The organism is Collinsella aerofaciens (assembly GCF_001405375.1).
In the GTDB taxonomy this organism is placed as follows: Bacteria; Actinomycetota; Coriobacteriia; order Coriobacteriales; family Coriobacteriaceae; genus Collinsella; species Collinsella aerofaciens_F.
Genome location: NZ_CYYP01000008.1, coordinates 15,769 through 31,525, shown reverse-complemented (window position 1 = coordinate 31,525; position 15,757 = coordinate 15,769). Strand labels below are relative to the sequence as shown.

Annotated in this window: 16 protein-coding genes and 2 tRNA genes; all 18 read right to left on the bottom strand. The window is 61.1% G+C overall.

The window, feature by feature from the left end:
* Window positions 1-2: 2 nt before the first annotated feature.
* On the bottom strand, window positions 3-245 hold the full coding sequence (locus ARB25_RS05320; RefSeq protein ID WP_055286398.1) for an acyl carrier protein: 243 nt from the start codon (window positions 243-245) through the stop codon (window positions 3-5).
* A 124-nt stretch (window positions 246-369) separates the two neighbouring features.
* The gene (plsX, locus tag ARB25_RS05315; RefSeq protein ID WP_055286397.1) at window positions 370-1,389 is read right to left on the bottom strand and encodes a phosphate acyltransferase PlsX; all 1,020 of its coding nucleotides are present in this window, start codon (window positions 1,387-1,389) and stop codon (window positions 370-372) included.
* 87 nt (window positions 1,390-1,476) lie between these two features.
* Window positions 1,477-1,656 (bottom strand): 50S ribosomal protein L32, encoded by a 180-nt coding sequence (gene rpmF, locus ARB25_RS05310; protein WP_022094017.1) that lies wholly within the window; start codon window positions 1,654-1,656, stop codon window positions 1,477-1,479.
* Between the two features lie 64 nt (window positions 1,657-1,720).
* On the bottom strand, window positions 1,721-2,275 hold the full coding sequence (locus tag ARB25_RS05305; protein WP_055286394.1) for a YceD family protein: 555 nt from the start codon (window positions 2,273-2,275) through the stop codon (window positions 1,721-1,723).
* A complete protein-coding gene (locus tag ARB25_RS05300) occupies window positions 2,275-2,772 on the bottom strand; it encodes an ATP synthase subunit B family protein (protein ID WP_040358176.1) in 498 nt (165 codons plus the stop codon). Before ARB25_RS05300 ends, ARB25_RS05305 begins: the two co-directional genes overlap by 1 nt.
* 68 nt (window positions 2,773-2,840) lie before the next feature.
* Window positions 2,841-3,338 carry a pantetheine-phosphate adenylyltransferase gene (gene coaD / locus ARB25_RS05295; RefSeq protein WP_055286393.1) on the bottom strand — a complete coding sequence of 166 codons (498 nt, stop codon included), beginning with the start codon at window positions 3,336-3,338 and terminating at the stop codon, window positions 2,841-2,843.
* A complete protein-coding gene (gene rsmD, locus ARB25_RS05290; RefSeq protein WP_055286391.1) occupies window positions 3,331-3,987 on the bottom strand; it encodes a 16S rRNA (guanine(966)-N(2))-methyltransferase RsmD in 657 nt (218 codons plus the stop codon). Before rsmD ends, coaD begins: the two co-directional genes overlap by 8 nt.
* Window positions 3,984-6,161, bottom strand: coding sequence for an ATP-dependent DNA helicase RecG (gene recG, locus ARB25_RS05285; protein ID WP_156327687.1), 2,178 nt, complete (start codon window positions 6,159-6,161; stop codon window positions 3,984-3,986). The genes rsmD and recG overlap by 4 nt, the downstream gene beginning before the upstream one ends.
* A gap of 10 nt (window positions 6,162-6,171) precedes the next feature.
* The gene (locus tag ARB25_RS05280) at window positions 6,172-7,833 is read right to left on the bottom strand and encodes a DAK2 domain-containing protein (RefSeq protein WP_006234030.1); all 1,662 of its coding nucleotides are present in this window, start codon (window positions 7,831-7,833) and stop codon (window positions 6,172-6,174) included.
* A 27-nt stretch (window positions 7,834-7,860) separates the two neighbouring features.
* Window positions 7,861-8,217 carry an Asp23/Gls24 family envelope stress response protein gene (locus ARB25_RS05275; protein WP_022093773.1) on the bottom strand — a complete coding sequence of 119 codons (357 nt, stop codon included), beginning with the start codon at window positions 8,215-8,217 and terminating at the stop codon, window positions 7,861-7,863.
* Between the two features lie 195 nt (window positions 8,218-8,412).
* Window positions 8,413-8,487, bottom strand: a tRNA-Asn gene (locus ARB25_RS05270).
* Between the two features lie 33 nt (window positions 8,488-8,520).
* Window positions 8,521-8,595, bottom strand: a tRNA-Asn gene (locus ARB25_RS05265).
* A 208-nt stretch (window positions 8,596-8,803) separates the two neighbouring features.
* Window positions 8,804-10,153 carry an RNA polymerase sigma factor RpoD gene (gene rpoD, locus ARB25_RS05260; RefSeq protein WP_055286388.1) on the bottom strand — a complete coding sequence of 450 codons (1,350 nt, stop codon included), beginning with the start codon at window positions 10,151-10,153 and terminating at the stop codon, window positions 8,804-8,806.
* 110 nt (window positions 10,154-10,263) lie between these two features.
* Entirely contained in the window at window positions 10,264-12,363 is a 2,100-nt protein-coding gene (gene dnaG / locus ARB25_RS05255; protein WP_055286386.1) for a DNA primase, read from the bottom strand.
* Window positions 12,356-13,363 carry a riboflavin biosynthesis protein RibF gene (gene ribF / locus ARB25_RS05250; protein ID WP_055286384.1) on the bottom strand — a complete coding sequence of 336 codons (1,008 nt, stop codon included), beginning with the start codon at window positions 13,361-13,363 and terminating at the stop codon, window positions 12,356-12,358. The genes dnaG and ribF overlap by 8 nt, the downstream gene beginning before the upstream one ends.
* On the bottom strand, window positions 13,360-14,292 hold the full coding sequence (truB, locus tag ARB25_RS05245) for a tRNA pseudouridine(55) synthase TruB (RefSeq protein ID WP_055286382.1): 933 nt from the start codon (window positions 14,290-14,292) through the stop codon (window positions 13,360-13,362). The genes ribF and truB overlap by 4 nt, the downstream gene beginning before the upstream one ends.
* Before the next feature lie 15 nt (window positions 14,293-14,307).
* Window positions 14,308-15,351: a DHH family phosphoesterase gene (locus ARB25_RS05240; RefSeq protein WP_055286380.1), complete on the bottom strand. Its 1,044-nt coding sequence runs from the start codon at window positions 15,349-15,351 to the stop codon at window positions 14,308-14,310.
* Window positions 15,344-15,754 (bottom strand): 30S ribosome-binding factor RbfA, encoded by a 411-nt coding sequence (gene rbfA / locus ARB25_RS05235; RefSeq protein ID WP_055286378.1) that lies wholly within the window; start codon window positions 15,752-15,754, stop codon window positions 15,344-15,346. The genes ARB25_RS05240 and rbfA overlap by 8 nt, the downstream gene beginning before the upstream one ends.
* Window positions 15,755-15,757: the final 3 nt, after the last annotated feature.

Below are 15,757 nucleotides of genomic sequence, written 5' to 3'. Positions count from 1 at the left end.
ACTTAGGCCTCCTTGGCAGCTTCGATAGCGTCGACGGCGTCGGCGACAGAGTTGAGCGAGAGCAGGGTCTCGTCATCGATCTCGAGGTTGAACTCGTCCTCGATAGCCGTAACCAGCTGCAGGCGCTCGAGCGAGTTGGCATCGAGGTCGTCAAAGGTGGTCTCCTCGCTAATTTCGGCAACATCGACGCCCAGAACGTCAGCAGCGACCTCGGCGATCTTGTCGAAGATTTCGGAGCGGTCCATAGCGCTTCCTCTCATAGTACATGAATACCAAAAGAATGGTACCGCCCGGGCGGTACCAAGACACGGTTCTGATTCTACCCCACGACGTGCGCCGCGAAGCACATAACAGCGCTCTAACTCGCTCTTACAAAACGATACTGTCCATAGAGTTGGCGACATTCTCGACCAGCCCGGCGCGCACGGCTTCGGCCGCCGCGAGCGTACCGTTTTTGACAGCCTCGACCGAGGTGGCGCCATGGCCGATCAGGACCACGCCGCGCAGGCCCAGAAGAATCGCGCCGCCCTTGGCGTCGCCAGAGAGCTTGGCCTTAATCTCGCGCATCTGCTTTTTGATGAGCAGCGCGGCGATCTTGGTGCCGAGCGAGGCCATAAAGGCGCCCTTGAGCTCCTGCAGCAAAAACTTGGCAGCGCCCTCGGTAGCTTTGAGAGCGATATTACCCGACATGCCATCGGCAACGACGACATCGAAGTTACCTGAGGTGAGGTCGGTGCCCTCGCAGTTACCAACAAAGCCGGGAACGGCGGCCTTCATAGCAGGGAAACAGGCCTTGGTAAAGTTGGAGCCCTTCTCATCCTCGGTGCCATTGGCAAGCAGGCCCACGCGAGGATGCTCGATGCCCAGGACGACGCGGGCATAGGCGCTACCCATCTGGGCAAAACGCACCATGTCATCGACCTCCACATCGGGGTTGGCACCCATGTCGCACAGCACCGTCAGACCGCCGGCGCGATTGGGCAGCGCATTGGTCAGACAGGGGCGCACCGGCTGCTTCTTGCCTTCGGCCTGATACCTAAACGGCGTCACATAGGCGGTGGCGGCGGCGGTCATGGCACCGGTGGAGCCGGCGGAGAAGAACGCATCCGCGTTGCGCTTCTTAATGGCGCGGCAAGAAAGCACGATCGACGACTTACGCTTGGTCATCACGGCGCGAATGGGATCGTCATCCATGGCGATAACGTCAGGCGCCTCAAGGGCCTCAACACGTGCATGGGAAGCTGCAAAGGGATTGACGATTTCGGCGGGACCAGCTGCCAAGACCTCGATATCGGGATCGGCGGCAAGCGCAGCTTCGATACCATCGAGAACAACCTGAGGTTTCTCGTCTCCGCCCACAACGTCTACACAAACGCGAATGTTACTCATATACATGCTCCTTATACAAAAATGGCCGACTCATTGAGCCGGCCATTGTGGTTCCATTTGGAACGGCATCGCATCCAGAGTATACCGTTACTCGGTAACGATAACCTCGCGGTCCTTGTAGAAACCGCAGCTGGGGCACACGTGGTGCGGAAGCTTAACAGCGCCGCAACGGGGGCACGTGGACTGAGCCGCAGCCGAGATCTTCATGTTGGCGGAACGACGGGTGTGAGTGCGGATACGACCCTGCTTTTGTTTAGGTACGGGCATAGTGACCTTCCTTATGAACTATCCAGTGTGGCGATTACGCGCAAGTAGCGATACTACCACAGTTTTACTCATCAAGCTTGAGATTCTTCAATGCTGCAAATGGATTTTCCGTGGCAGCGGCCCATTCTGCCTCTGCCTGGGCGGCGCAATCGCATTGCTCGACGTTGAGATTGCAACCGCAAGTGGGGCAAAGGCCGCGGCAATCGGGCTTGCACAGGACAACGAACGGCGTGTCCATGACGACCGCGTCGTTGATGGGCTCTCCCAGATCGACGATGCGATCCTCGCCCAGGAGCTCGTAGCCGTCTTCGTAGGCCTCGGGATCCTCGGCCTCCTCAAAGAGGTAGAACTCCTCGATCTCGCCGGCGATATCAAACGAGGCAGGTTCCAGGCAACGGTCGCACTCGCCGGTGGCGTGCGCGCGGACCATGCCCGTGAGCAAGACACCGGTACCGGCATTGGTAAAGACAACGTCGTAGTCGATGCCGTCCTGAAGCTGGTACTCCTTCTCGCCTACCGTGTAGGTGGCGACATCGACCTTACCGGTCAGCGGATACGAATCTCCAGGAAACTCGAGCTGCTCGGAAAGATCGACGGTAACGCTCGGGAACTCAGCCATTACCACTGACCATTCTGTTGGGCGGCACCCTCGTTGAGCTGCTGACGGCAACGGGTAACGGTGCCGGTCAGGCTCTTGAGGTTCTCCTCCAGGTGCGTAAAGACCTGCTCTGCGTAGTCCTCGGCAGCATAACGCGTCTCGCGCTCGTACTGCTGGGCACGATCGCGGATGTCGTCGGCCTGCTGCTGCGCAAGGCGGACGATCTCCTGCTCACCGGCAATGGTGAGGGCCTGCTGCTGAGCGTCAGCGATGATGGAATCGGCCTGAGCGGCGGCGGAAGCCATAAGCTCCTCGCGCTCCTTAAGGATACGGCGGGACTTCTGCCACTCCTCGGGATAGCTCATGCGGATCTCGTCGAGGATGTTGAAGAACACGTCGGCGTCGATGACCTTGAACTGAGCGTTCTTGCCGAAAGGCGGCTTGGCTTCCTCGATCAGCCCTTCGAGCTCATCGACCAAGCTGACGATCCTATCGCCAGGAAAATTCTCGCCCGGCATCCGGTCTCCTTTCATAGGTAACATATCATCGTGCTAGTTTACCACATGCCACCAGGCAATAAGAAACGTCACGAAAAGCGATGTTTGAGCGCTTCGACCACGTTGGACGGGACAAACGTCGATACATCGCTGCCGAGCGAGGCGATCTGGCGAACAACCGAGCTCGAGATATAGCCGTACTGCGGCGCACTCATGACAAAGATGGACTCCAGCTCGCTATCCAGGCGATAGTTAAGGTCGGCCTGCTGCAGCTCATATTCAAAGTCGGTCATGGCGCGCAGGCCCTTGACCACGGCACCCGCCCCCTGCTCACGAGCGAAGTCGACCAAGAGGCCGGTAAAGGGCAGGACCTCGACGCCGTCGATATCACCGAGCGCCTCGCGGGCCAGCGCCACGCGCTCATCGAGCATAAACGTGGTGCCTACACCGTTTTTACCTTGCGACTCGGCAACAGCGACGATCACGCTGGGAAAGATGCGGCGGGCACGGCGGATCACATCGATATGGCCAAACGTGATGGGATCGAAGGTGCCCGGGACGATCACGCGGTTGATGGTGTCATTCATGGGCGTCCTCCTGAAACGTCGTGGCATCGTTGTTGTCGGCATCTGCGCCGGCGTTGTCGCCTTCACCATCGTTATCGTCGACCCAGCGAAGCAGGTCGACCGAGGTAATGCCGTAGCGCTTCTCACGTACAGTCTCAAAGCCTGCCGGATGCGCGCCCGCATCGGCGGCGGCATGCTCAAACAGGACGTAAGCGCCAGACGCAAGTAAACCCTGCTGAGCCAGGTCCTGCAGCAGTTCCTCGACCGGCTCGGCACCAAAAGCATAGGGCGGGTCGAGCAGGACCAGATCAAAGGGGCCGCCCGGTACACGACCGCGCGAGGCACTCGCCAGCATGTCGCCCGTGACCACGCGCCAACGCGCACGGTCACGGCAGAGCGACTCGATATTCTTGGTAATGAGCCGCGCGGCGTTGCGATCGATCTCAAACGTCGTGAGTGAGCGGGACCCACGAGAGAGCATCTCTAACCCTAAGGCACCGGAGCCGCCAAAGGCGTCCAGCACACGGACCTCGTCCAGATCGAAGTCGAATGCCGACATGACCATAGATGCGCATGCCTCGCGCACGCGATCGGTCGTGGGGCGGGTAACATCGCGACCACGGGGCTCCTCGATCTTACGACCGCGCCATTCGCCGCCGATGATTCTCATCCTCCGCTGACCTCCTTAAATATGTGTCGATATCGCATGGCGACCGCATCGCGCAGAGGGCGCGTCGCCACAGAGTCAAGGTTGCAAGCATACCGCAAGAGCTCGACCGCGTCCAAATGGGCCCACTCGATCAGCTCCTCGTCGGCATCCAGGTCGACAAAGCGCAGGGTCACACCGCCATGCTGACGGTACCCCAGGATTTCGCCCTCGTGGCGCAGACGCAGGTCCATCTGGGCGAGCGTAAAGCCATCCGAGGTTTTTTCGAGCGATTGCAGACGATCTTGCGCCGCCGATGCGCCGCCGTTGCCCTTGGAGTGCGTCATGACCAGGCACGTGCCCGACACGCCGCCACGGCCCACGCGGCCTCGCAGCTGGTGCAGGGCAGCCAAACCAAAGCGCTCGCCGTTTTCGATGACCATGACGGTGGCGTTGGGCACGTCAACGCCCACCTCGACCACCGTAGTCGAGACGAGCACGTCAATCTCGCCACGCTTGAAGGCGTCGATCACGCGGTCCTTCTCCCCCGCTGGCATACGGCCGTGAAGGCGCTCGATGGCAAGACCCGGCAACGCCAGACGCAGGCGATCGAGCTCGGTCGCCGTATCGTGCAGCGGCACGGGGACCGTCACGCGGCCCTCGTCGTCGCGGGCGATACCGGGCACGTCTTCCAGCTCATCGGCCGAGTCACTCGGCTCCACGAGCGGGCAAATCACGTAGGCCTGCTGCCCCTTCTCGTGCGCCTCGCGAATGGCGCCATAGGCGAGGTCACGGCTCGACTCGGTGAGCACGCGTGTCGTCACGCCAGCACCAGGGACGGGCCGATGGCGGATGATACTCGTGTCCAGATCGCCGTAGACCGAAAGCGCCAGCGTACGCGGGATGGGCGTTGCCGTCATAACGAGCAGATCGGCACCGGGGCCCTTCGCGCGCAGGGCGTTGCGCTGGCCTACGCCAAAGCGGTGTTGCTCGTCGATGACAACAAGCGACAGATGCTTGAACGTAACGTCATCCGAAAGGACCGCATGGGTGCCAAAGAGGACATCGAGCTCGCCGGACTGCAGCTGCTCATGGATCCGCTCGCGCTCGGCCGCCGGAGTGGCACCCGTCAGCAGCGCCCACGTTATACCGGCCTGAGAGAGCAAGGGGCCGGTCTTATCAGCATATTGGCGCGCCAGCACGCCCGTGGGCGCCATAACGCAGGCCTGCGTGCCGCTATCGGCAGCCACAGCCAGCGCGCAGGCGGCAACGGCGGTCTTACCGGTACCGACATCGCCCAGCAGCAGACGGTTCATCACGCGCCCGCCATCGCACATGTCATGCAGGATGTCTTGGAATGCGGCCTCCTGCTCGTCGCTCAGCGAAAACGGAAGGGCCTGTTTAAGCGCGACCAGATGCTCGCCCGCGGTGTGGGCATAGGGCACCACATCGACCAGGCCGCCGTCGTTGCGCAGACGCAGCGCCAGCTGCAGGTAGAGGCACTCCTCGTAGGCAAGACGCCGGCGTGCGATGTCGCGCTCAGCCATGCTCGAGGGAAAGTGGATCGAACGCAACGCGCGAGCATTGCTCATGAGCTTCCGCTTTGCGCGCAGCGGCGCGGGAATCGGATCGAACGGATTGCCGACGACCTCAAGCGCGCCGCTTACGATGCGGCGCATCCACGCCTGGCTCACGCCATCACTCACGTAATGGACCGGCAGGATAGTGCCCGCGGCACGCCCTTCCTCGAGCTTTTCAAAGTGCGGTGAGGCCATCTGCTTAAAACCGTAGGCAAACTCGACTTTGCCCATAACGGCCAGGCGGTCGCCCTGTCTAAGCTGCTGGGCAATCCAGGGCTGGCGGAAAAAGGCGACCTGCAGCACGCCCGTCTCGTCCACAAGCGAGACCTCGGTCACCTGCATGCGCGGACGCGGCTGCTTTTGGACGATGCGGTCGACCGTGGCGATGATGGTGCACACGGTACCGATGGGCGCCATCTCGATGGACCACGAACGGGTAAAGTCGAGGTATCGATGAGGGATATGGAGAAGGAGGTCCCCCACCGTCCGAATTCCCAGACGGCGAAGGGCCTCCTCACGTTTACCCGAAACATATTTGAGTCGCGCGATATCCTCGTCAAGCGCATTGCTCTGGGCAAAGCGCTCCGAGACGCGCGGCACGGAGCACAGCTCGGACATGGGCAGATGCCTACTCGATCGAGAAGATCACGGGATAGAGCGGCTGCTCGCCACGATGGGCGTCGATCTCCAAATCGGGCTGAGCCTCCTCGATAGCGTCGACAATCTCCTGGAAGGCCTCATCGGACAGCTCCTCGCCGGCCAGAATCGTCAGCGCGTCGCCCTCCTCTTCCTCCTGCATGCGGTTGATGCAGTCGAGCGTGACCTGCTTCACGTCGGAGCCGACCACATCGATGGAGCCGGCAATGATGCCCATGACGTCACCGGAGTGAATGGGAGAGCCGTCAGAGGCGCTGGAATCGCGCACGGCGCGGGTAACCTCGCCATCGCGAACCTCGCTGATGGCGTCGACCATAGCGGCAACGGCGTCCTCGAGCTCGGAATCGGGCAGGACCGCGAACAGCGCGGAGAACGCCTGCGGGACGGTTTTAGTGGGAACGACGGCGACCTTCTTGTCCGTGCAGGCAGAGGCGGCAGCCTCGGCAGCCATGCGGATGTTGCCGTTGTTGGGCAAGATGATGACCGAGGTCGCGTTGACCTGGTCCACCGCGCCCAGCAGGTCGGCGGTCGAGGGATTCATAGTCTGGCCACCGGACACGATCACGTCGACGCCGAGGGACTTGAGGATGTCGGCCTCGCCGGAACCGGCGGCAACGGCGACAAAGCCCAGCGCCTTGGCGGGCTCGGCGGCCTTTTCCTGATCCTCGTGGATCTTGGCGGTACGGTCGTGGGCCTCCATCTCCATGTTGTGGATAAAGACCTCGTAGATCTGACCAAGCTGCAGCATGTGCTCGAGCACCAGGTTGGGGGTGTTGGAGTGCACATGGATTTTGTAATCGGGGTAGGCACCCACGAGCAGCTCGCAGTCGCCCATGGAGCCCAAGAACTTAAGGCACTCGTCCTCGTCAAACGGGGCGTCGGCCTTAAACAGGAACTCGTTGCAGTAGCGGAACTCCGAGCCCTCCCAATCGTCGTTGGCCTCGATCTCAACACGGCCAAGAGCAGCATCGCGGGCAGAGCCGGCGGAATCAAACGTAGCGGAGAAATCCTCGACAACGGTACTGCGGCCAAGTGCTGCAGCCACAAAGTTCTCGAGGAAAATGGCAAAGCCAAAGGCGCCGGAGTCGACCACGCCGTTCTCCTTCAGAACGGGCAGCAGGTCGGGCGTACGAGCGACGGACTGGTAGGCCTCGACGACGATGGCGTCGAGCGCGTCCTCGGCCGAGAACTTCTTCTTCTCGCACTCATCAGCCTTGGTCGAGACATCGCGCAGCACCGTGAGGATCGTGCCCTCGATGGGCTTACGGACAGCCTGGAAGGCAACCTTGACGGCACGACGGAAGGCGAAGGCGATGTTGGCGGACGTAATGGGCTCGTCGGCGGAGACAAGACCCTCGGCCACGCCGCGCAGAATCTGCGACGTGATAACGCCAGAGTTACCGCGGGCACCCATCAGGGAGCCGTGGGTGATGGCGCCGGCGATGGCTTCCATGTCGGCGTCGGCAGGAAGAGCGGAGAGCTCCTTGGTCACCGAGGCAAGCGTGAGCGACATGTTGGTACCGGTGTCGCCGTCGGGTACGGGGAAGACGTTGAGCTTGTTGATCTCCTCGGCCTTGTCGGAAACAGCAGCCGCAGCGATCGGAAAACAGGTGCGAATGGTCTTTGCAATCATGGGTATTTGAATCTCCGTTTTCGGATGCTAGTTCAGACGGCTCTTGAGCGCGTCGATGTGGATGCCGATCTTAAGGCTGGCGGGATCGATCTGGGCGATCTCCTGCAGAGTGAAGGCAACGGAACTCGAAAGATTGTGGCAGACGGACTTCATGTTGACGCCGTTCTCGAGCACGACGTGAAGATCGACCGTAAGGCCGTTCTCGTCGGCGGAGACAAGCACGCCCTTGCGGAGGCGCTGACCGGCAAGCAGGCGCACGCTCTCGGCGCCCTGGAGCTGCTCAGCCATACCGACGACGCCATAGCACGTCATCGCGGCATAACCGGCAATATCGGCAATAACGTCGTTCGAGACGCTCAGGCTGCCGTTAATGGTCTCAGACACAAGAATCTCCTTTTCTTGGTGCTCGCGGCACCATGTCGTGGGAGCAATCATTGCAATATTCTACAACGACCGCGCCATGTTGAGGTGGCGGGCCTCGGGATTACATCCTCGACACGAAATGTTGATACGGTAACGTTCGCGAACGGCGATCGCGGCATGAAAAAACCCGCCGCATAAGCGACGGGTTTTACAACCTGGCTCCCCGGGTAGGACTCGAACCTACAACAGCGCGGTTAACAGCCGCGTGCTCTACCATTGAGCTACCGAGGAATTTAAAGCCCAACGGAAAGGGCTGGAAAATTCTGGCTCCCCGGGTAGGACTCGAACCTACAACAGCGCGGTTAACAGCCGCGTGCTCTACCATTGAGCTACCGAGGAATAGGTGCGTGCTCTCAAGCAACGAAGTTTATTATACGGACGAATCAGCTTAGGGCAAGAACTTTTTTAAGAAATTTTCCGACCTAGTCGTTGGGGACGTTCTTTAGTCATTGGGGACGTTCTTAAACGACCAGTCATTCAAGAACGTCCCCAACGACTACATGAAAGCGCCCTCAAGCGGATGTGCTTGAGGGCGCTTCTTGCTTGACTAGCTCTCGATATAGTCCTTCAGCTTGCTGGAGCGACTGGGGTGGCGAAGCTTGGCCAGAGTCTTGGACTCGATCTGGCGGATGCGCTCGCGCGTGACGCCAAACTCGCGGCCGACTTCCTCGAGCGTGCGGGGATGTCCGTCGACAAGGCCAAAGCGCAGCTCGATAACCTTGCGCTCACGATCGGCAAGCGAATCGAGCACCTGGGTGAGCTGCTCCTGCAGCATGGAGAAGCTGGCCGCATCGGGCGGAACGATAGCCTGGGAGTCCTCGATGAAGTCGCCCAGTTGGGAATCCTCTTCCTCGCCGATGGGGGTCTCGAGCGACACAGGCTCCTGCGAGATCTTCTGGATCTCGCGGACGCGGTCGGCGCTCATGTCCATCTCGGCACCGATCTCCTCGGGGGTCGGGTCGCGACCAAGGTCCTGAAGAAGCTGGCGCTGCACGCGGACGAGTTTATTGATGGTCTCGACCATGTGCACGGGAATACGGATGGTACGGGCCTGGTCGGCGATAGCGCGCGTAATAGCCTGACGGATCCACCACGTGGCGTACGTGGAGAACTTAAAGCCCTTCTGGTAGTCGAACTTCTCGACGGCGCGGATCAGACCGAGGTTGCCCTCCTGGATCAGGTCCAGGAACAGCATGCCGCGACCAACATAGCGCTTGGCGATGGAGACGACCAGACGCAGGTTTGCACTGATGAGCGCCTGCTTGGCTTCGAGGCCCACGTTCTCAATGCGCGTAAGACGACGCATCTCGGCACGCGTGAGTTCGAGCTCACCAGCATCGGCAGCCTCGAGCTTCTCGGTGGCCTCAAGACCGGCCTCAATCTTCATAGCCAGATCGACCTCTTCGGAGGCGGTCAGCAGGTCGACCTTGCCGATCTCCTTGAGGTACATACGGACCGGATCGCCGGTCAGCATCACCGTGGAGGCATCGATGCCGCGCACGCGCGAACGCGAACGGGACGTCCGCACGGTGCGCTTCTTCTTGCTCTTGGAAGAACCCATCTCGGCATCGGCCTGGCGGGCCATCTTGAGCTCGTGATCGTCGAGCGAGCCGGAATCGTGCTCGTCGTCGTCATCGAAATCGTCGGTATCGGTATCGTTATCGTCATCGTCGACGTCCATGGGGGCGTCGTCGTTACCGCTCGCGGAGATAATCTGGATGCCGCTGTTGCGCAGCGCGGAATACACCGCGGTGAGCTGCTCGTCAGAAACATCGATATCCTTCAGGGCGACCTGAATCTCGTCCTCGGTTACCGAAGTCCTGTTTGAGCCGTTGCCCATGAGCTTTGCAACGTAGGATTCCAGCCCAGTACCCGTGCTCTCAGTCTTTTTTGGCACAGATTCTCCCTTCATAGTCCACAGGACTCAATACTTTAGCACACACATTGACGTCTATACCCAAAAAGAGGGCTGGATATAGGCGAGAATACGCTGGTTGACCACAACATCTAGGCTTGTTCGGTGCCTGCGGCCTCCAGGCCGATCAAACGGAACGGGTCCGCCACGCCGCCGATTGACTTTTGCAGTTCGCGCTGACGCTGCGAGTCCTGCGCGGCCTGCACGGTCAGCGCACGACGGGCCTCATCATCAAGCGAACGGTCCTGGCGCAGCTTGGCCTGTGCGGCACGCATGCGACGCTTGATGGTGTAGAGCTCGAGCGTATCGAGCATAAACACGATGTTCGTCTCGGTGGGGTGCTTGCTCGTCGCCGAGATGCGCCCGGCACTCACAAGCGTTGCCGCATCGGGACACACTGAGCGCGCCGCATCCATGCAGGCTGCAGGATCGGTTCCCGGCGGCGTTGCCAGAACGGCCCATGCGATGGACTCGTGACGTGGGTCAACCCACTCGATGGAGCAGATGCGGTCGGCATACGTGCGGAACAGGTCGGGGTAGCTCGTGAGCATGGTCAACAGTTCGCGCTCCCCTGCCAAGGACTTGCGCTCAAGATCGGTAAGAACCATAGGGGCCGAGGCGCCCGCCGGAACACCGGCGGGCGCAGAGCACATACCGTCAGGCACATCAATCGGCGGCAAGTCGTCAACGACCTCCACTGGTGCAGCACCATAGGCATCGAGCGGGACGTAGTCGTACGGCTCTTCTTCGACCGGCGCGGACACAGGCGGCGTCGCGCCCGATACCCAAGCACCGCGACCGGCATCGCGAGAACCCGACGCCCGACCGCCCGCGCTACCGGACCACTCAGCCTGTGCCCGCTGGCGCTCATAGTTCTGCTCACGACGTCGTTCCGCATCCTCGCGCTTGGCGACATCGCGAAACACACGGCCCGAGCTCGCACGCACGGTCTCCAGATCCAAACCCAACAGGTCGGCAATCTGGATAAAGTACGTGTCGATCATATAGCTGTTGCGCAACGGATAGATAAGCGTCAGCGCATCCTCCAGCGCCTTGGCGCGACCGCCCGGCGTGGTGATGTCGCTCGACTCCTGCAGCGAACGGTAAACAAAGTCCATAAGCGGCTCGGCAGCGTCGATGCGCGTCTGCAGTGCCTCGCCACCATGTGCGGTGATGAACTCCATGGGGTCGTTGCCGTCGGGGAGCACCACGCAGCGCAGGTCCATGGAATCCTGCTCGATAAACTGAATCGCGCGACGGGCGGCCTTCTGGCCCGCTGCATCGCCGTCGAACATATACACGATGCGCTTGGCAAAGCGAGTGAGCGTCTTGACGTGGTGCTCCGTAAGGGCGGTGCCCAGCGTGGCGACAACGTTTTTAATCCCCGCCTCCCAGCAGGCGATGCAATCGGTATAGCCCTCTACCACGATGGCGGTATCCTGCGCGACGATAAACTCCTTGGCCCAATTAAAGCCGTAGAGGTTTCGCTTTTTATGAAACACGCTCGTCTCGGCGGTGTTGAGATACTTAGGCTGGCCGTCGCCCATAATGCGACCGCCAAAGGCAATGTTGTGACCCTGCTCGTCAAAGATGGGGAACATCACGCGGTCGTAAAAGCGGTCGGCAAGCTGCCCGCGCCCGCGACTCACGGCAACGTTGGCGTCGATCATCTCCTGCGGGGTAAAACCCGCCTGGGACAGGTGCGACACCAGCGCGTTACGGCCCGGTGCAAAGCCCAGGCAGTAGCGGCGGCAGACGTCGCCGCCCATGCCGCGGCTGGCAAAGTACTCGCGCGGACGGCCGTCCTTACCGCGCATGAGCATGGTGTGGTAGAACTGGGCGGTCTCGGCGCACAGATCGTAGATGCGGGCACGCTTGGTGCCGCGCTCGCGGCGATCTCCGGTGTCATGCAGCTCAATACCCGCGCGATCGGCCAAGTAACGGATTGACTCGGGAAAGCTCAGGTTCTCGCGCTTCATGATATACGTGAAAACGTCGCCACCCTCGCCGCAACCAAAGCAATGCCACACCTGCGTGGCGGGGATAATGTGGAAGGACGGCGTCTTCTCGCCATGGAAGGGGCAGCATCCCCAAAACTCATGGCCGCGAGGCTTGAGCTCGACCGTTTCCTGCACGATGGCAACCAGGTCAGACGCAGCGCGTACCTGGTCTTTTTCCTCATCGCTAATCACGGATGCTCACCCCCTGATCGCCCAAGTTGTGACGAATATCCTCGATATTACCCTCGACGGTCGCGATCAACTCATCCAGCGAATCGAACACACGCGAGGGACGCAGCCAGCGCGTAAACGCCAGCGAAACGGAAGCGCCGTACAGGTCGCCCGTATAACCAATTAAATTAGCCTCGAGATGCGCAGATGCCGCATCGTCAGCATACGTTGGCGGCAGGCCGACGTTCACAGCAGCGGGCCACGCGGTGTCATCGACCAGCACCAGACCCTCATACACGCCATCGGCTGGCACCTGAATGCCGTCGGGAACCTGCAAGTTTGCCGTGGGAAAGCCCATGCCAGAACCCTCGTGACGGCCGCGAATAACACCGCCACGCACCATATACGGACGGCCGAGTAACCCAGCAGCAAGCTCCACATGGCCCTGTCCCAGCTCATGACGAATGCGGGTGGCGCAAATGGCCTCACCGCCCTCGCAAAGCAGGTCGTGACCATACACGTCAACGCCGTGCTCGGAACCCCAGGAGCGCATCTCGGCAACACCAGAAGCACCGCCACGACCCAGCCTAAAGTCACTGCCAACGCGAATCGATCGAATGTCGACCAGACGCGACACCAGCGAGAGAAAATCAACATGGTCAAGCGCCGCAACCTCAGGCGTAAAGGGAACGGCCACCACCGCATCGACCCCGGTTTGAGCCAAGGCATGCAGACGGTCGGCCGTCGTCATCAATTTTTGAGCGGGCGAAGGGCTCACCACAACGTCCGGGTCGGGATCGAAGGTAACCACGACCGCCTTACAGCCATGGGCACGGGCATCACGGACAAGCGCTTCGATGAGTTCCTGGTGTCCACGGTGAACGCCGTCGAACACGCCAATGGCGATTGAAGCGGCACCCAAGTGCTCACACTCATCAAACGTATCGGCAGCAACGATGCGAGCCTCGTCCGACTCGCCCGCGAAAAAGACACGCGCGAGCTCGTGAGCGGACAACATCATCGAACACCGCCGATTGCCTGCGGAAACACGTGCTCCATGACAAAGCGGCCGCCCTCAATGCGGGCGAGCGCCTTGAGTCCCCCATCGAGCACCAACGCAAACGGTGCCTTCGAGGAATCGAAATCGGCAAGCGCACGCTCAACGGGAATGCGTCGGCCGCAGAGCAGGTCGTCGGCAAGATTGCCCGGCAAGTCAACACGTGTGGCGCCCAGGGCCGCAATGGGATCCAGGGCAAAGCCAGCCGCGGACTCGGGAGAAAGCTCCTCGACCGCATGACAAGCGCCAATGGAAACAACACCGGAAGCCGTGCGGCGCAGCGCGGAAATATGCGCGGCGCTATCGCAAGCGTGGCCCAGGTCGCGAGCGAGCGCACGGATATAGGTGCCCTTGCTCACCGAGAACGCCACGGTCCACACACACGTATCACCTTCGCCGCCCACGGCGATCAGGTCGGCGGCATAGACCTCGACGGGGCGCGGAGGTAGGTCCACCGCATTGCCCTCGCGAGCAGACTTGTAGGCGCGAACGCCATTGACCGAGATAGCAGAAAACGCCGGCGGCACCTGCATCTGCGGGCCCAGCATGGCGGCCAAGCGCTCACGAGCATAGGCAGGATCGCGGAGCTCGTTGGCAACAACCACCGTGCGGACCGCCTCGCCCTCCGCATCATCGGTATTGGTCTCGGCGCCAAACGAGATGTCGGCGACATAGCTTTTGGTATCGAGGGTTAGCATGCCCAGCAGACGAGTAGCCTGGCCCACGCCCACCACCATGACGCCGGATGCCATGGGGTCGAGCGTGCCGGCATGGCCGACGCGCCGCTCATGGAGGGCGCGTCGGCATTGCGAGACCACATCGTGGGACGTGCAGCCCACCGGCTTATCGACGGCGAGCAGCATATTCAGTTGAGAAGGCGTACGACGAGCCATGTACCATCCAAAAAGTTAAAGCTCGACGGTCACCGAAGCGGGATCCTCCCCCACCAGCTCGGCCAGCATGGGAAGTGCCACGGCGAGCGTCTCGCGAATTGTTCCGTTGTTGGAAAAGCCGGCGGCGGCATGATGCCCGCCACCGCCAAAGTTGGCAGCGATCTCGGACACATCGAGGTCACCCTTGGAGCGCAGGTTGCCGCGCACCTTGGTATCGCCGTCGATGCCCTTTAAGAACAGGCAGACCTCGACGCCCATCACCGAACGCACCACATCGACCAGACCGTCGCACTCATCCGAGGTGACACCGCAAGCCTCAAGGTCACTCTGGTACGCGTAGCTATACGCGACACGCCCGTGGGCCACCGTCTTGATGCGGCCCATAACGATGGACTTGAGGTGCAAAAACTCAACGCGCATGCTCTGGTATACCTCGAGCGCAACGCGCGCCGGATCGGCACCGTGGGCAACCAGACGCGAGGCCGCATGGAACGCGGCGGCATCGGCGTTTTGGTACTGAAAACGGCCGGTATCGGTAACCAAGCCACACAGCAGGCAGGTCGCAACGCCATCACGTGCGACAATGCCGCAATTGTCCAAGAAACGGTCGATGATCATGGCGCAGGCCGCGGCATCGACGCGCCTCAGACTGAGCTCGGCAAACTCCTCGCGCGCCGGATGATGATCGAAGCACACCACATGCTTGGAGCGACGAAGCACCTCGGCAGAATTATTGAGGCGCTCGACGACCGGTACGTCCACCGAGATGAACAGGTCAGGATTGCCGGCGTACGCAGATGCCGGCACCAGGCGATCGGAGCCTTCCATAAAGCGGTAGATACGCGGAACCGGGTCATCGTCTGCCAGCAGCAGCGCAATGTCCTTGTTGGGGAAAAACTTCATGAGCGAAAGGCCCAGACCCAATACGGAGCCCAAGGCGTCGCCATCGGGAGAAGTATGTCCCGAAATCGCAATGGAGGACGCACCCTCGATGAGCTCGAGGATGCGTCGCTGAATATCTGCAGACTCGCACGAGGCGAGGTCGGCGGAATTAGTCATCTAAAGCTGCCTCCTGGGCGGCATCCGCTATCGGATAGCCGTCCTCGTCCTTTTCGATCGCAAGCGTGGCGGGAACGTTTTCCAGCGCACGCGTGATGCGCTCGGCCTCATCGGTCGAGCGATCGATGCGAAAATCGAGCTCGGGCGTGACACGCCAATCGAGCGAGCGAGCCAACAGGCTACGAATGCGGCCCTTGGCGCTTGCGAGCGCCTCCATGACCTCGTCGTAGCGGCTCGCATCGCACGACACGTACACACGCGCGAACGAACGGTCCACCACGACCTCGACCGCGGTCAAAGTAACCAGGTCGAGACGCGGATCGGAAACCTCAAAGAGCAGGATATAACCGAGCTTCTCGCGAAGCTGCTCGCCCAGACGGCGGGTTGCCTGCGTTTGCTTCATAGC